This window comes from Maridesulfovibrio pacificus (SeqCode) (assembly GCF_048612815.1).
GTDB lineage: Bacteria > Desulfobacterota > Desulfovibrionia > Desulfovibrionales > Desulfovibrionaceae > Maridesulfovibrio > Maridesulfovibrio pacificus.
The window spans coordinates 3,506,845-3,523,201 of record NZ_JBLZNE010000001.1 but is presented as its reverse complement, the minus strand read 5'-3'; the positions used below and the strand labels follow the sequence as shown (position 1 = coordinate 3,523,201).

Below are 16,357 nucleotides of genomic sequence, written 5' to 3'. Positions count from 1 at the left end.
GGAAGCCTGATATGCTCGAAAAAGCTTTTAGAGGCGGACCGAAATACTGGGCTTGGATTGGTTTCCTGCTGCTCATTATCGGTGCCGGTTTCTGCACATATCTGACTCAGCTTCAGGAAGGGATGACCATCACCGGTCTTAACCGTGATGTTTCCTGGGGTTTCTATATTGCACAGTTCACCTACCTTGTCGGTCTCGCTGCATCCGGTGTTATGATCGTACTGCCTTACTACTTCCATCATTACAAGAAGTTCAAAGGCATGGTAATTATGGGTGAATTCATGGCTATCGCTGCCGTTGTCATGTGTCTCGGTTTCATCATCGTCGACATTGGACAGCCCCAGCGTATGCTGAACATCATCTTCCATCCGACTCCGAACTCTATCCTCTTCTGGGATATGATCGTTCTGAACGGATATCTGATCCTGAACGTTGTAATCGGCTGGACCTGCCTTGAGTGTGACCGCCAGCGCGTATCCCATCCTAAATGGGTTAAGCCTCTGGTATACACCTCCATCGTATGGGCATTCTCCATCCACACCGTTACCGCGTTCCTGTATGCCGGTCTGCCCGGCCGCCACTACTGGCTCACCGCCATTCTGGCTGCCCGCTTCCTGGCATCTGCGTTCTGCTCCGGTCCTGCAATCCTGCTGCTCGTGGTTTTCCTCGTGCGCAAGATCACCAAGTACGAGCCCGGCAAAGGCGCAATCGGAACTCTCACAACTATTATCACTTACGCAATGTGCGTGAACGTCTTCTTCTTCCTGCTTGAAGTATTCACCGCATTCTACTCCAATATGCCCGGACACATGCACTCTCTGGTCTACCTGTTCGCAGGTGAACACGGCCATACTGAGCTCGTGCCCTGGATGTGGACTGCAGCAACCTTTGCTATTCTTAGCCTTGCGCTGCTCATTCCGCCCAAACTGCGTTACAACCAGAAGCTGCTGCCCTGGTCCCTCGCTATCCTCGTTATCGCAACCTGGATTGATAAGGGTCTCGGCCTGCTGATCGGTGGTTTCACACCGAACCCCTTCAATGAAGTCACCGTTTACTGGCCCACCGGTAAAGAACTCATGATTTCATTCATGGTTTACGCACTCGGCGCACTGACTCTGACTTTCCTTTACAAGATTGCCACAGACGTTAAGCGCGAAATCGGACAGCTGACTACTGAAGACTAGTCACTGACGGATTACCGAACTTGAAAGCCCCCTGCTTCTGACGAGGCAGGGGGCTTCTTTTATTAACTTCGGAAATCCCGATAAATTTCTACCAATAAATACTATCAATCTGTAAAGACGACTCAAATACTACCGTCAGCTATCGCACAAGGCACTGGACAGTTATCGATTAAGTAGCATTAAAAAGCCGCTCATCCTAAAAAGAATGAGCGGCTTTCTCGCGTAAGAAAAACCTTGCGAAGGGGGATTACGTATGAGCGACTATACGTAATCTCCCCGGTTAAATTTGATCTGTTCGGTCACGGCTACGGTTTCCAGTTCGGATACTATGGAACCCAGTTCCGGATTCTCGCTCTGCACACCGGGCCAATCCTTCTTGAGGGACTCAACTCCACCTTGAATACCTTCAAGAGTCGAATAGGCCTGCTTCAACCCGGCTTCACCAGAGGAACCGAGCTGCTGGGCGTAGCTTTCAAGCTTTCCGAAAAGGTCTTCCACCTTGCCGACAAACTCACTTTCGCTTACCTGAGCGGTCTGCTGAACTTGAGCGGCCTGCTGCACCTGCAACAGGGGATTGACCTGAAGACCCGGCACCGGCGGTGCTGATGCTGCGCTGTTTTGCTGCGCTGCACCCTGCTGAACTTCCTTATTAAGGAATTCGCCGAACGCTGCCCCGTCAACCTTCTTTGCCTTGTTTTCCTGCTGCTGTTGCAGCTTTAAGGCTTCAATCTGTTCAGGACTTATCTTCATATTATACTCCTCAGCCTTTGGTTTCACCCTTTGACATGCAATGACCTTGCCAAAGTCTAGACTTACACTCAAAAGACTGATTTTACTGGCTTTACATTTCTTATAGACTCGGAAAAAACTGCCCCTTTCTACTCATTTTTAATCGCAGTAAGACTTTTTTTCCTCTTGCAGGATAAAGTATAAGAAAAAGCTTGTCCATGTCGGTAATAATCAGATATTATTAGAAGTAAGAAATTTTAGAAATGCACTTTCTTTCCATGCACAAACCTTGAATTATGGAGGTAGCATATGGCTGAAATCAAGAAGATACTCTGTGCAGTGGACTTTTCGGATCACAGCCCCGTTGTAGCAGAATACGCTAGCACCCTGGCAAAGACCCTGGGAGCAGATATCATCTGCCTTTACGTGGCTCCGTCACTGGATCAATATGTGGGTTTCCATGTACCACCCAGCTCCATTGAAAATTTCGTAGGTGAAATTGTAACAGGCGCTGACTCGACAATGGAAACTTTCATCACCGAGAACTTCAAGGATGTAACTGCAAACGGTAAGGTTGTTACCGGTTATGCAGCTGAAGAAATTCTCGCTATTGCTGAAAGCGAAAATGCAGACATGATCGTCATGGGAACCCATGGACGTGCCGGAATCGACCGCATCCTGTTCGGTTCCGTAGCTGAAAAGGTGGTTAAGTCCGCCAAGAGCCCTGTTTTGACTGTCAGACCCTCCTAGGAATAACCTTATAACGGACCTTAAGGTCATCACCCGATCTAAAGGTCGACCTCACTAACCTTAAAAAGCCCCCCGTTTAGCCATGAGCGGGGGGCTTGGTTTCTCTATCTCCTTTTCCAACTTTTATTAACCGCTTTGATTTTCATAGCTACATCGCGCCAGCGCTCTTTTTCGACTCGGTCGGCAGTTTTGTGCTGTCGCTGTGAGACATAATCGAGCTCACGTTTCATTTTGCGATAGCTTTCCAATCTTTCAGTAGAAAGATCACCATTCTCTACGGCCTTCAACACGTTACAGCCGGGATCATTCAGGTGATCGCAATCCGGAAACCGGCAATAGCGGGCATAGTCCTCTATGTCGGCAAAAGAGCTTTCTACACCTCCATCTTCGGCATAGAACGCAATTTCACGAATCCCCGGATTGTCGATCAACGAACCACCTTGCGGCATGGCAATCAAATCACGTCCTGTCGTGGTATGCCTGCCTTTCCCCACACTCTGGCTGACGGCTCCTGTCTGCTGCACGGAGTTACCGTACAACCTGTTCAAAAGCGTAGATTTACCAGCTCCGGAGGAACCTATCATGGTAGCGGTCCTGCCCGTAGACAAGTATTGTTCCAGCTCCAAAACCCCGCTTTCGTCATCAGCAGACACGAGATGGACAGGAACGCCGAAAGCAACAGATTCGACCTCGTCCACGCACTCTAGGGGGGCATCATGTAAATCCGCCTTTGTCAGGACTACTACTGGAGACAAATTGCAATTATAGACCAAAGTCAGATAACGCTCGATGCGTCGAACATTATAATCGCGGTCCAAACCGCAAACAATCAACACCGTATCCAGATTGGCAGCCATAACCTGCTCTTTCATGGCAGCGCCATGACTTTTACCGCGTCCTCCGGCTGCACCACGCGAAAGAGCGTTGCGTCTGGGCAGAACCTTATCGATTACAGCATCCCGTAAGAGCACCCAATCGCCGATAACAGGAAACATATTTTCAGAATCCGCGCCTGACTTGTGGCGTACTTTTCCTGAAAGTGTGACCTGTGAATCTTCAGCTCCCTGACTCACCAGAAATATATCTTTGTTCACACTTACGACCCTTGCCGGGGTATCCGTGTTACAGACTTTTTCCTGAAAGAAGTCGGACCAGCCCATTGTTTTGAGTTTTGTTTGATTTGATAAGCTTTCTGCCAATTCTAAAATATTCATCATTTGGTGTTACCATTTATTAATAAGCTGAGACATAACGGTTATGTATTTGCTAAACCGCCATAACTCAGAAATGTTCACTTGAATGTATCTATTGGGCGGACAAATCAAAACGCACTTGTCCTACAACCCGAATGATACATATGGGTCATGAATCACAGATTATGGTATGTCACCGACAAAAATTGGGAACAGAAATAGAGGCGGAACTCGGGTTAGAGTTCCGGTGCGGCGTAAGCCGGAAAGGAAACAGAAATGTCCCTTGAATAGAATAAGAATGTTCTGCAAAGGCAGAACCAGATCATTCTGCTACCAGCTTGCTACCTTTTGTCGGTAACTTGCAGTGCATTCTCTAATGATCTCATAAACATAAAATCTCCTTGAAAAATATGCATGAACTAGCAAAATCAGTACTTGCATGATGATAGTCTGTCAATAATAGTATTTTTTGACAAATTCTCCGTTCCAAACTAATAAAACCGGACTTTCCTTTTAAATTGTCCCCTGTTTTAATCGGGCTGAGAGCGAAGTCTGATCGTGACTCCAAAGAGTCTTGTTCCTTTGGCTTTCAGAGAGCCCCCGGCAGGGACGCCGAAGGCATCTTTTATTCAAAAGCGCACAGCGCATCATAATCAATCACATCTATCGAGGATTCCAGCATGTCCGCCATCAAAGTCCGTTCTGATATGATGGATTCAAAGCCCTACGCACCGGGCCTGACCATCGAGGAAATCAAAGAGAAATACGGTCTCGACACCGTTATCAAACTCGCAAGCAACGAAAACCCTTTGGGTGCTTCTCCCATGGCCCAGAAAGCCATTAATCGTCATGCACCCTCTGTTTTCCGCTACCCTCATAACGGCAACCCGCGCCTGAATGCTGCCATTGCCAAACGCACAGGTGTTTCCGAAGAACAAATTATCAGCGGCAACGGTTCCGATGAGGTCCTCGACCTGCTGGTACGCATCAAGGCCAATCCCGGACAGGATGAAGTAATTACCTACGAATCATGCTTCAGCATGTATCGACTCATGTCACACCTATGTGCTGTAAACTTCCGCCAGATTCCCCGCGAGGAAGGTCACAAGCAGCCTCTCAAGGCACTGACTGAAGCCGTTTCTGAGAAAACAGCTCTAGTATTCCTGACTTCACCGGACAACCCTACCGGACTGGCTGTTACTGTTGATGAAGTACGCGAAATGGCGGCGTCCATCCCCGAACAGACACTGCTGGTTATTGATGAAGCATACATCGAATTCGCCCGTCCGGCGGATAAATACGACATGCGCCCCCTGCTGGAAGAATACCCCAACATCGTGTTGACCCGTACTTTCTCCAAAGCATACGGTCTGGCAGGTCTTCGCATCGGATACGGCATCATGAGCAAGCAGCTTGCAGAATACATCAATAGCGCCCGTGCGCCCTTTACCGTTAACCTGTTGGCCGAAGAAGCAGCCATTGCCGTGCTGGAAGACGAAGCTTTTTTCAACACCACCATGGATGTGGTCCTGCGCGGTCGTGAACTTTTCACTACAGAAATCCGCAAAATGGGCTGTGAAGTGCTTGATTCCCAAGCCAACTTCATTATGTTCAAGCCCACACGCGATGCCATGGAAGTGTTTGAGGAACTCCTCAAACGGGGCATCATTGTCCGTCCGCTGAAGAGCTTCGGCCTTGGCGAGTACATCCGGGTCAATATGGGAACTGACCACGAAAACAAAGTATTCTTAGAAACACTTAAGGAGGTCCTTTAATGGACACACCTTTTATCATAACTTTGGACGGCCCCGCCGGTGTGGGGAAATCCACCCTCGCCAAGCGTCTGGCTGACCGCTTTGAGATCGCCTATCTCGATACCGGAGCCATGTTCCGCGGAACCGCCTGGAAACTGGGGGAAGGAGCTTGGGACTGGGATGCAGACAAGCTTGACGAAGCTCTTAAGGGGCTTGAATTCACCCTCTCCGGCAGCGGTTCCAATTCCACTCTGAGCCTGAACGGGACTCCTCTGACCGATGAAATCCGCACCGAAACCGTAGGCATGTGGGCATCCAATATGGCTAAGATCCCGGCTGTGCGCGATTATCAGAAAATCGCCCAGCGTGCCATCGGCGAAACAACCTCCCTCATTGCCGAAGGAAGAGACATGGGAACAGTCATTTTCCCGCAGGCTCCCTGCAAGTTCTTCCTTGATGCCGATCTTGAGGAACGCGCCCGCAGGAGATTCGAACAGCTCAAGGATATGGGAAAGCCCGCAGAAATGGCTGAACTGATCGAACAAATCGCCGCCCGCGACGATCAGGACCGCAACCGCAAGGTAGCTCCGCTTAAACCTGCCGAAGATTCCATCATCGTGGACACCACGCATCTTGATATCAACGGTGTTTTCGACAAGCTTGTTTTCGAAACCGAAAAAAAAGTTAATTAAAAGCGAAAACGCAAATACGAATATTTTAGGCCGCTTGGAAGTTTTTCCCAGCGGCCTTCATCTTTTAGCGCCCCAAATGTCGCTTGACTTTACAGTCGCAATAATTACGAAATAACTAAAGGCCTTCGGCGACCCTGCCGGGGGCCTTAAACCCTTTTGCAAAAGGGTTTAAGAATCCCAAAACCTTTTATTAGGCTTCGCCGCTATCTACGGCAAATGGAGCTATCTATGAACATATCTTCTATTCTTAAAAATATTTTCCCTGAACCGCTTGGTCCAGTATCTGAAAACCTCACTGACGAACTTGCTGCTTCCTTTTTCCCGCCAGATTCAACCAGACTGGCACACATGCGTCAGGCCTGCAAAACTGCCCGCAGGCTGGCTGCCCAGATGGATTACGATGCCGAGACTGCGGAGCAAGTCGTAACCGCTGCCCTTTTCCATGATGTGGGCTATTCCGAAAAGCTTAAAAAGACCGGCTTTCATCCTCTTGACGGTGCGGCCTACCTTGCCCATTGCAATGCGCCGGAAGACCTGATTATGGCTGTGCTGTGGCACTCCAGCACCCCTATTGAAATTGAGAGCATGCCTGAAATGAAGGAAATATACTCTCAGTTTCCAGGTCCGAACTATGATTGCCCCATTTACAAGGCTGTGGCCTACTGTGATTTCAGAACCTCACCTTTGGGAGAATCATATTCTTTTGGACAGCGGATTGTTGAACTTGAAAACAGATTCGGCTTTGATTCCATACCGCCGTCCATCGCACGCAAGACCCTGCCCTACTCCCGCCAGAACCAGCAGGACTTTACCAGAACTATTGCCTGCACACAGGGCAAGACTCTTCCATGGATCTTCTGCGACATCGACAACACCCTAATCAAACCGGGTGAAACTATTGACCGCAGAACACTCAATGCAATCAACCGCTACACCACGGCGGGCGGACGTTTTTCGCTCATTACCGGGAAGCATATGATCAGCGTGCCGCACCTGATCAGCAGCGTCGGTGAACAGACTCCCCATGCCGGTGTTAACGGTTCAGTCATCGTGCGCAACGGTAAGCTTGAGGTTTTCGGAGAGACTGTCACTCCGTTCAAGGCCATTGAAGACGCATTGCTTGAAGCAAACGTTAACTACGCCACTTATGTAAGTGACGGCATCTGGACCCGTGCGGAACTTACTCCCAAAGAGCTTAATGACTTCGTAATGGTAGGTGAAACCCTGCCTCAAGCCGGCCCTACTCCGGGTGACAAGAGCGCCATCAAGATTCTTACCTTTTCTCACCGCGACCAGACCGAACAATGCGAGATGGTCCGCAACCTTGCGGAGAAATACGGCATGAGCTGCGTTCGCACTGCTGAGGATTTCCTTGAAATCGGCCCCGCAGGACACGGTAAACACTCCGCAATGATGCAGATCATGAAAGAAGCAGACTGGTCCGACCTCAACTCCATTGCTATCGGTGACAGCGAGAATGACCTGACCATGTTCGGCCATGTAGGCTTAAGTGCTGTGGTTGCCAACGCGGCCCCCGAAGCACTGCCCGCAGCAGATCTGCACATTCCCGCTTGCGACGAATACGGCGTTGCCCGTCTGCTGGATGCCCTTGTTGATTCATCTAAAGATGGTTGCTGGTCTATTCCCCATAACTGGATAGCAAACTACAATTAGCACCTTTTCAGTCCGGTTGCGGCATTCCTTTGTTGTGTTATAAGGGTTAGACATCAAAATCTGATCCTTTGCGCACTTTAAAGGAGGTCGCTCCGGCATGAAAAAAATATTCCTTTCCAGAGCAATAATTATTGCCCTGACTCTTTACTCACTGCTTCTAATCTCCGGCTGCTCCAAAAGCAGCACCGACACTTTCAACAAGTGGAGTGCCGACCTGACAAGGGCCCTCACCACTGAACTTCCTTTTCAAGAAATCGAACTGTTCTACGGAACTGACCGCAAACCCAGCGGAAGTACTGTTCCCGCAAAAACTTTCGGTGATACGAAAGGTAGCCTCAGTTGGGGTGGATGCACAATAGCCGTCCCCTATGACAAGGAAATCAAAGGGCTAAAGAAATCCCGTTTTACCATGACTTCCTACGGGCTGAGTGCGGCAAGCAGCTACGAAGTCACAGACGTCCGCCAGCTTCCCCAACGTTCCTTTGAAACAACTATCGCTAAACGCTTGGAAACTAATCCGGCTAACTCCGCTCTCATCTTCGTACACGGCTTCAATGTCTCATTTGCAGAAGCCGCAAAACGCACCGCACGCATGAGTTATCAGCTGCAGTATCAGGGTGCACCGCTCTTTTTCAGCTGGCCCGCTCAGGGCGAAAAGCTCGACTATATGCAGGATGAACAAAACGCGGACTATACTGTTGCGCAGTTGACTGAATTTCTGGAGGTTGTGGCGGAAGAATCCACAGCGGAGAACATATACTTAATCGGCAACAACATGGGTTGTGAACCGCTCTGCGAAGCCCTTGCCAAGCTGAAATTAAGCCCCGAAAACATGGCCCGCATCCGAGAACTCATCCTCATCGCGCCGGACATCAACCGCAATAAATTTGCCAATACAATACTTCCTAGACTGCATAATACCAGTGCCCATATAACGGTCTACACCTCGAACAGAGATGACAAGCTGGCTTTAGCGCATAGGGAACGGGCAGGAGTCAGACTTGGCGATGTTGTGAATAATGCAGACCTGCCGGGTATTGATTTCGTGGATGCTTCAGCCATAGATACCAGCCTGAACGGCAAGCCCCGCTTTGTTAAGCAGACTTCAATCTACAACGATTTTGCTAATATTATAAAATAACGCAAAAAACGGGTTGGAAGATTAATCTTCCAGCCCGTTTTAATTTATTAGGGATTCCAAAGGGGATTATTCCCTTTGGCCACCGGAGGTGAAATCATATTATCAAAAACGCGAAGCGCATCAAAATTCTAGGCACCTTCGTCTACGATCAGATCACCGGATGATGCGGCAGTACGGGCCAGATCATCGCAGCGTTCGTTTTCGGGATCACCGGCATGCCCTTTAACCCAACGAAAAGTCACATCGTGCTTCTCCAGCAGAGGAATAAACTGCAACCAGAGATCCTTGTTTTTAACCGGTTTCTTTGCTGCGGTTTTCCAGCCATTCTTCTGCCAGTTGTCTATCCACTTCTTGGTAAAAGCGTTCTTAACGTACTGGGAGTCTGTATAGAGAGTGACTTCGCAGGGTTCCTTAAGTTCAGTCAGAGCTGCAATAACCGCCCGCATCTCCATACGATTATTGGTGGTCTTTTTGTATCCCTGTGAAAGCTCCTTGCGGTGCTCATTGAACAGGAGAACGGCACCGTAGCCGCCTTTACCGGGATTACCGAGGCAGGAGCCGTCTGTATAAATGGTAAGTTTCTTCTTAGACATTAATTCTTTTATTCCTTGTGGGCTGATGATTCAGGATCAGGCATACTGTTGTTTCCATCAGTATAAACCTTAGGAACAGACTGGTTGGACTCTACCTTGGCCAGCCGCTCCCAGATCATGGAAAGGCAGGTCATGAGCGATGTGGGCCATTCATCATCAGAATAATGGTTTTCAAAATGCTTATTTTCCAGCTCGGAAATAAATCCGTTGCCCAAGGCATGACGAACGAGACCGGGAAAATGCATACCCACATCCTGAGTGGGCGGAGATATTACGATCAACAGTTCCTTGGGATCAACTTCTTGCGCGGTAATCGGATCGAGTATGATTTGGATACGGGCTTTTACTCCGAACTCAGAACGCATGCTCCTGATAAATCCCTGAATGAAATCCCGTTCCGATTTATCTAAAATCTTGGTCTGATCCCAGAGGGCATTACGGGCCTGTATCTTTTCCAGCGTGGACTGGTTGTTTATCCAAAAAGCGTAAACCACAAGACCGAGAATAATGAGCATCCCGATCATTCTGAGAAATTTTTCCGTACCGGTTTTTCCTTGGGGCTTAATAAACAATGCCATGGATTATACCTTGTTCTGCTTGGTGTTTAAATCAGATTAAAAGGCTTACCTTCAAGTCCTTATGGTAGCAAGTATTTGCTTTTCTGTAAAAATAGGAACTAAGCGCAAAGCTCTGCCGCCAGACGATCAAGCAGACTTTCAACCTTATCCCTTATCTCCCTTAACTGCTTCTGTGAGGAAGCTTCGAAACGCAGGGTCAAAGCCGCCTGAGTGTTGGAAGCACGCACAAGGCCCCAGCCGCCATCGAAAACAATTCGAACACCGTCGATATCAATGACCTCATAGTCTCTGGAAAGTTCCTCTGCCGCTCTTTCAACCAGCCTGAACTTGATTTCTTCAGGATATTCAACGCGCAGTTCCGGGGTAAAGAATGTCTGCGGCCAGCCGTCCCACATTCCAGAAACAGGCTCCTTGGAACGGGAAAGAATCTCCAGCAAACGCAGAGCTGAGTACAAGCCGTCATCAAAGCCGTAAAAGCGGTCGGAAAAGAAAATATGCCCGCTCATCTCTCCGCCCAATCCGGCTCCGGTTTCAATCATCTTGGCCTTCATAACCGAATGACCGGTGCGGGCCATGAGCGGTTCGCCGCCATGCTCGGCAATATCATCAAACAACAGATGACTGCATTTCACGTCAGCCACTACGATTTCACCGGGCTTGCGTTCAAGCATTTCCCGGGCATAAAGAGCCACAAGCCTGTCTCCGGGAATAAGGTTGCCATGTTCATCAACAGCCCCGATGCGGTCAGCATCGCCGTCAAGTCCGATACCAACTTCAGCACCGTGATCCACAACGGCCTTGAACAGATCACCCATATACTCGGCAACAACCGGATCTGGGTGATGGTTGGGGAAATCTCCGTCCGGCTCACAGTATTGCGGAATGACTTCTGCTCCTGCCTGACGAAGCAGTTCCAGAGCAATATGCCCCCCGGCTCCGTTTCCGCCATCAAGCACAACCTTAACCGGACGCTCCAGTTTAATGTCAGAAAGCAGATCTTCAATGTAATAGGGCACGATATCGTGATAGGAAGCCACGCCGCTGCCCTCAGCAAAATTGCCGGACTCCATTATGTTGTAGATTTCCTGAATATCGTCAGTATGAATGGTGGTCTCTCCGCCCCAGACCTTGAAGCCGTTATACTCAGGAGGATTATGACTGGCGGTGATCATCACCCCGGCTTTGTAATTCAGTTTCTTTGCTGCAAAATACAGTGCCGGAGTAGGAATAAGGTTAAGGAAAAGCACATCCACACCGGAAGCATTCAGCCCCCGACCAACGGCCTGCTGGTAGACAGGGGAACTGTGGCGGCAGTCATGCCCCAGTACAGCACGGTCCCAGCCCTTGGAGCGGAACCATGTGCCGCACGCACGGCCGAGACGTTCAACCCATTCCTCATCAAAATCCTGATCTACAACTCCTCGAATATCGTAGGCTCTGAAAATTTCTTTCCTGATTTCCTTCATCGTATATCTCCGTTAACCATAAATCCGTTTCAGCTTCATAAAAATCAACCCGTTCTTGCGGTAGAACCGGATTGGGAGTATGCATCTAAAGCAAGTATCACTCTATAATTTATAAAAAAGGCAACCGTACAGCAAGCCATGTTTGATATACCATACGTTGAAATCCATACAGTCGACCACTGCAACAACAATTGCCGCTGGTGCCACAATTATTCCCCGTTCTGCCCTGAAAAGGAATATGAAGCCGGAGACTATTTTCCCGGCCTTGATATCCTAAATGGAGATAACTTCAACCTTGGGGCAATTTCTCTTATGGGAGGGGAGCCTTTTCTGCATTCGGACATCACCCGCTTCGCTTTCCATATCTGGGAAAGGTACAAAAGACCGATGGTCATTACCAGCAACGGCTTTTGGCTTTCCGAAGATGCTGTACGAGCCTATAAAGATCTTTGGCAACTGATGTCGCTGGTCAAGATTTCCCGTTACCCGACCATCGAGAAGCGACTCGGCGGCTATGAGGAAGCATACCGCATAGCTATGCTGATCAAAGAATACAACCCCCATGTGTGCATTCAATTCCCGCAAAAATCAATTTTCAACAAACTGGAAACTTTCGAACAGCCGCGGGAAGTAAAACGATTCTGCGGCAATTCCCACTGCATGGCCCTGCTGCGCGATATGACTGTGCACCGCTGCGGTGCAGGTGGTTACCAACGCTTTGCCCCTGAAGGTATACTCAGCGAAGGGTTCCGAAACTGTCCGCACATGTCCTATGACCTAAAGAATTTTGATTACCACGACTTCGTGCTCTGGCGCTCCCGCTTCCCCCTCGAAGCATGCTCCTATTGTAATTTTTCCGACCGGACCCCCTCGGTTGGCTGGAAAGTTGAAAAAGGACACAAGCCCTTCAATATGGATTATGAACTGGCCTATCACTATAATCTGGCCAAAAGCATGGTCATTCAGGAGAACCTTGAAGATGCCCAAAGCAGAGCTGAATTCATCCGCTGCAACTACGGGGAACTACCGCAGGTAGACGTCATCACCGGACTCATTGCCTCGCAACACGGAGATATGGCTGGCAGCCTGAAAGCTTTTTCTTCTGCCCTGCAAAAGGATTCGAAGAATCCTGATGCCAAATATTTTCTCGACCTGATAAGTTAGTGGAACAAATTGTACCAATCCATCTCAAAGAACCAGAAAAAGTTTTATCTTTCGAAAAAAATGATTTAATCTAAGCATATTTATTAATGCGTCACAGGAAGACCCGATAACTCTGCTCACTTTCTGACACTGAATGTTCGCGTTGGAGTTATTATTTCAGTAACACATTGACCTGCATATCCGATTTTCCTTGATATGTCGGTCTATCTCACCTATCAAATTTACATGAACTGGGACTGGGACAAATTATCCGAACAACGGCAGAGGAACAAAGGCGGCGGAGGTGCTCCTAAACCGCCGAATGTGGATGATATCAACTCCACAATCCGAAAAATCCGCGGAACCGGCTTGCCGGGCGGCAAATTTATAATCATCGGCATCATCCTGCTCTGGTTTCTTTCCGGAGTATACATCGTAGAACCGGATGAAGTCGGTGTGGTAACCAGATTCGGTAAGTATGTGACAACCACTACACCGGGTCCGCATTACCACCTTCCGATTCCCATTGAATCGGTCATGAAACCCAAGGTCACACAGATCAGACGTGTGGAAGTGGGCTTCCGTTCCTATGGCTCTTCGCGCTCCTTTACCCAAGGCCAGTCGCGCAACGTACCTGAGGAATCCCTCATGCTGACCGGTGATGAAAACATCGTTGATGTTCAATTCATCGTACAATACCAGATCAAAGATCCGGTAAACTACCTCTTTGAAGTCAGCAACCAACCTAAAACCATTCAGGACGCTGCCGAAGCGGCCATGCGTGAGATCATCGGTAAAACCAAGATCGAACTGGCCCTTACTACCGGTAAGCTCCAGATTCAGACCGAGACACGCGATCTGTTACAGGAGATTGTAGACCGCTATAAACTCGGAGTGAATGTATTGGCAGTACAGTTGCAGAACGTGCATCCGCCGAACGAGGTTGTAGACGCCTTTAAGGACGTAGCATCCGCCCGTGAGGACAAGAGCCGTTACATTAACGAAGCGGAAGCGTACCGCAACGACATCCTACCCAAGGCAAGAGGTCAGGCTGCGGTTATCCTGAACAAAGCAGAAGCGTACAAGGAAACCAAGATACGCGAAGCGGAAGGTCAGGCTAAACGTTTCATGGCAGTCTACAAAGAATACCTTAAGGCCAAGGACATCACGGTTAAACGTCTGTATCTGGAGACAATGCAGAACATCCTGTCTAATCCTGAAGTCAAGAAAGTCATCCTTTCCGATGACGCGGCTAAGAAGGCTCTTCCGTTCCTTTCTCTGGACGGCAGCACCCTTCCCATCCAAACCGGTAAAAAATAGGGGATAAGACATGAGTTTACTCAAGAAAAGTTCCGCTCCCCTGGCAATTATGATTATTGTTGCCGTACTGGGGATTGCGCAGAGTGCATACATAGTAAAGCAAACTGAGAAGGCCATTGTGCTCCAGCTCGGTAAACCTAAATCCGGACCAATAGGACCGGGGCTGCATTTCAAGCTGCCCTTTGTCCAGAACGTGATCTACTTTGATTCGCGTCTTCTGGAATATGATGCCCGTCCGGCTGAAATTCTGACCAAAGATAAGAAAAACATGGTTGTGGACAACTACTCCAAGTGGCGCATTGCCGACCCCTTGCTGTTTTACCGCACCGTGCGTTCCATCCCCCGCGCTCAGGCACGGCTGGATGATATTATCTACGCGGAACTCCGCGTTGCCCTTGGTCGTTACACACTGATCGAGATCATCTCCAGTGACCGTACTTCCATCATGGAAGAGGTCACCAAGACTTCAAATACCCTGCTCAAATCGTACGGTATTGAAGTTCTCGATGTGCGTATCAAACGAACCGACCTGCCGCCTGAAAACGCCCGTGCTATTTACGGACGTATGCGCGCAGAACGTGAGCGTATGGCCAAGCAGTACCGCTCACAGGGTAGCGAAGCAGCAGCCCGCATTACTGCACAGGCAGACAAAGAAAGAGCAATCACCTTGGCTGATGCCAACCTCAAAGCGGAAATTCTGCGAGGTGAAGGTGAAGGTATAGCAACCAAAATCTATGCTGACAGTTTCGGCAAGGACCCGAGATTCTACGAATTCAAAAAGTCCCTCGAAGCTTATGAAACAGGACTCAAAACGAATACAAGACTGATCCTCTCACAGGACAGCCCGTTCTTGAAGTATATGAAGTAGTTGCTTAGCAAGCTCGACACATGAAGAATAAGCCCGTAGTATCTTAAAAGATATTACGGGCTTTCTTATTTTCAAGACGATCTTTCAAACACTGTCGCGAAGCATAATAAAAGGTTTAAGCCGCCGGAGGCATATAATGGAAAATTGCAAACATCTTATCGTTGGTGCCGGGATAACCGGCTGTACTGTAGCAAGACACATCGCCGATAAATTAGGCGAACAGGTGCTGGTTATTGACAAACGCGACCACATCGGCGGCAACTGCCACAGCCGGATCAACGAGGAAACAGGCATTGAATTCCACAGCTACGGCACTCATATTTTCCATACCAAAGAACGGCGCGTCTGGAATTTCCTGAACCGTTTTACTGAATTCAACGGATACAGACATAAGGTGGTAACCACCTATCAAGGCCGTACTTTCCATATGCCGGTCAATCTACAAACCATTAATTCTTTCTTCGGAATCAATTTGAAACCGCACGAAGTGGAAGATTTTATCCAAAGCAAAAGCGCAGAAGAAAACATCACCGATCCGCAGAATCTTGAAGAGAAGGCGATCAGCCTGATTGGGCGCGAACTGTATGAGGCTTTCGTAAAAGGATACACCCTAAAACAATGGGAATGCGACCCTAAAGAACTGGACGCCTCAATTATCACCCGACTGCCCTTCCGCCATACCTATGAATGCGACTACTTCACAGACCGCTATCAGGGCATTCCTTGGGACGGCTATACAAAACTGTTCGAACGCATGCTGGACCATGAACTTATTGAAACTCAGCTGAATGCGGACTTCTTCGATTTGAAACGCATAATACCCAAAGACTGCACTATCTACTACACCGGTCCGGTGGACAGATATTTTGACTACTGCCACGGGGAACTGACCTGGAGATCCCTGCGCTTTGAATACCGAGTTGAAAACGTTCAGGATTATCAGGGAACCTCGGTCATGAACTACGCCGATATTGACATTCCCTATACCCGCATCCACGAATACCAGCACCTGCACCCGGAAAGAGAGAATGGAAGCGGGAAAACCATCACCGCACGCGAATTCTCCGTGAAATGGAAACAGGGGGATGAGCCATACTACCCGGTCAATACTGATGAAGACCGCAAACGTCTGGGGTTGTATTTAGGAGAAGCCGCCAAGCTGGAAAATGTGCACTTCCTCGGCAGACTGGGGCAGTACAAATATTACGACATGGACAAGGCTGTGCTGGCGGCGCTGGAGTTCTGTGACGATAAACTTAAATAACGGCTGGT

15 protein-coding genes are annotated in these 16,357 nt (G+C 48.8%); 10 read left to right on the top strand and 5 right to left on the bottom strand.

From position 1 onward, the window contains the following. Positions 1–11 precede the first annotated feature (11 nt). Positions 12–1,184: a sulfate reduction electron transfer complex DsrMKJOP subunit DsrP gene (dsrP, locus tag ACNI23_RS16300; RefSeq protein ID WP_420250290.1), complete on the top strand. Its 1,173-nt coding sequence runs from the start codon at positions 12–14 to the stop codon at positions 1,182–1,184. Between the two features lie 261 nt (positions 1,185–1,445). On the opposite strand, the gene ACNI23_RS16295 is transcribed toward dsrP, so the two are convergent. Beyond that, positions 1,446–1,934: a hypothetical protein gene (locus ACNI23_RS16295; RefSeq protein ID WP_420250288.1), complete on the bottom strand. Its 489-nt coding sequence runs from the start codon at positions 1,932–1,934 to the stop codon at positions 1,446–1,448. Positions 1,935–2,222: 288 nt separating this feature from the next. Between ACNI23_RS16295 and ACNI23_RS16290 the strand changes: the two genes are divergently transcribed. Continuing rightward, a complete protein-coding gene (locus ACNI23_RS16290) occupies positions 2,223–2,663 on the top strand; it encodes a universal stress protein (RefSeq protein ID WP_012765776.1) in 441 nt (146 codons plus the stop codon). A 104-nt stretch (positions 2,664–2,767) separates the two neighbouring features. Here ACNI23_RS16290 and rsgA read toward each other — a convergent pair whose 3' ends face one another. Then, complete coding sequence (rsgA, locus tag ACNI23_RS16285; protein WP_420250286.1) at positions 2,768–3,880, bottom strand: ribosome small subunit-dependent GTPase A; 1,113 nt, start codon at positions 3,878–3,880, stop codon at positions 2,768–2,770. A 656-nt stretch (positions 3,881–4,536) separates the two neighbouring features. On the opposite strand from rsgA, the gene hisC reads away from it, so the two are divergent. From hisC to ACNI23_RS16265, 4 genes are all read left to right on the top strand, one after another. Further along, the gene (gene hisC / locus ACNI23_RS16280) at positions 4,537–5,631 is read left to right on the top strand and encodes a histidinol-phosphate transaminase (protein ID WP_420250284.1); all 1,095 of its coding nucleotides are present in this window, start codon (positions 4,537–4,539) and stop codon (positions 5,629–5,631) included. Next, positions 5,631–6,302, top strand: coding sequence for a (d)CMP kinase (cmk, locus tag ACNI23_RS16275; protein WP_420250282.1), 672 nt, complete (start codon positions 5,631–5,633; stop codon positions 6,300–6,302). Before hisC ends, cmk begins: the two co-directional genes overlap by 1 nt. A gap of 228 nt (positions 6,303–6,530) precedes the next feature. Beyond that, positions 6,531–7,976 carry an HAD-IIB family hydrolase gene (locus ACNI23_RS16270; protein WP_420250280.1) on the top strand — a complete coding sequence of 482 codons (1,446 nt, stop codon included), beginning with the start codon at positions 6,531–6,533 and terminating at the stop codon, positions 7,974–7,976. Positions 7,977–8,073: 97 nt separating this feature from the next. Beyond that, complete coding sequence (locus tag ACNI23_RS16265) at positions 8,074–9,117, top strand: alpha/beta hydrolase (RefSeq protein WP_420250278.1); 1,044 nt, start codon at positions 8,074–8,076, stop codon at positions 9,115–9,117. A gap of 128 nt (positions 9,118–9,245) precedes the next feature. Here the strand turns inward: ACNI23_RS16265 and rnhA are convergent, their stop codons facing one another. The 3 genes from rnhA to ACNI23_RS16250 form a co-directional block, all read right to left on the bottom strand. Next, positions 9,246–9,710, bottom strand: coding sequence for a ribonuclease HI (gene rnhA, locus ACNI23_RS16260; protein WP_012765771.1), 465 nt, complete (start codon positions 9,708–9,710; stop codon positions 9,246–9,248). A gap of 8 nt (positions 9,711–9,718) precedes the next feature. Next, positions 9,719–10,288 (bottom strand): TPM domain-containing protein, encoded by a 570-nt coding sequence (locus ACNI23_RS16255; RefSeq protein WP_420250276.1) that lies wholly within the window; start codon positions 10,286–10,288, stop codon positions 9,719–9,721. 98 nt (positions 10,289–10,386) lie between these two features. Beyond that, positions 10,387–11,754 (bottom strand): phosphomannomutase/phosphoglucomutase, encoded by a 1,368-nt coding sequence (locus ACNI23_RS16250; protein WP_420250274.1) that lies wholly within the window; start codon positions 11,752–11,754, stop codon positions 10,387–10,389. A gap of 138 nt (positions 11,755–11,892) precedes the next feature. Between ACNI23_RS16250 and ACNI23_RS16245 the strand changes: the two genes are divergently transcribed. From ACNI23_RS16245 to glf, 4 genes are all read left to right on the top strand, one after another. Next, complete coding sequence (locus tag ACNI23_RS16245) at positions 11,893–12,918, top strand: radical SAM protein (RefSeq protein ID WP_420250272.1); 1,026 nt, start codon at positions 11,893–11,895, stop codon at positions 12,916–12,918. A 195-nt stretch (positions 12,919–13,113) separates the two neighbouring features. Next, positions 13,114–14,217: an FtsH protease activity modulator HflK gene (hflK, locus tag ACNI23_RS16240; RefSeq protein ID WP_420250271.1), complete on the top strand. Its 1,104-nt coding sequence runs from the start codon at positions 13,114–13,116 to the stop codon at positions 14,215–14,217. A 10-nt stretch (positions 14,218–14,227) separates the two neighbouring features. Beyond that, entirely contained in the window at positions 14,228–15,085 is an 858-nt protein-coding gene (gene hflC / locus ACNI23_RS16235; protein ID WP_420250269.1) for a protease modulator HflC, read from the top strand. Between the two features lie 136 nt (positions 15,086–15,221). Further along, the gene (glf, locus tag ACNI23_RS16230; protein WP_420250267.1) at positions 15,222–16,349 is read left to right on the top strand and encodes a UDP-galactopyranose mutase; all 1,128 of its coding nucleotides are present in this window, start codon (positions 15,222–15,224) and stop codon (positions 16,347–16,349) included. The last annotated feature ends 8 nt before the right edge of the window (positions 16,350–16,357 follow it).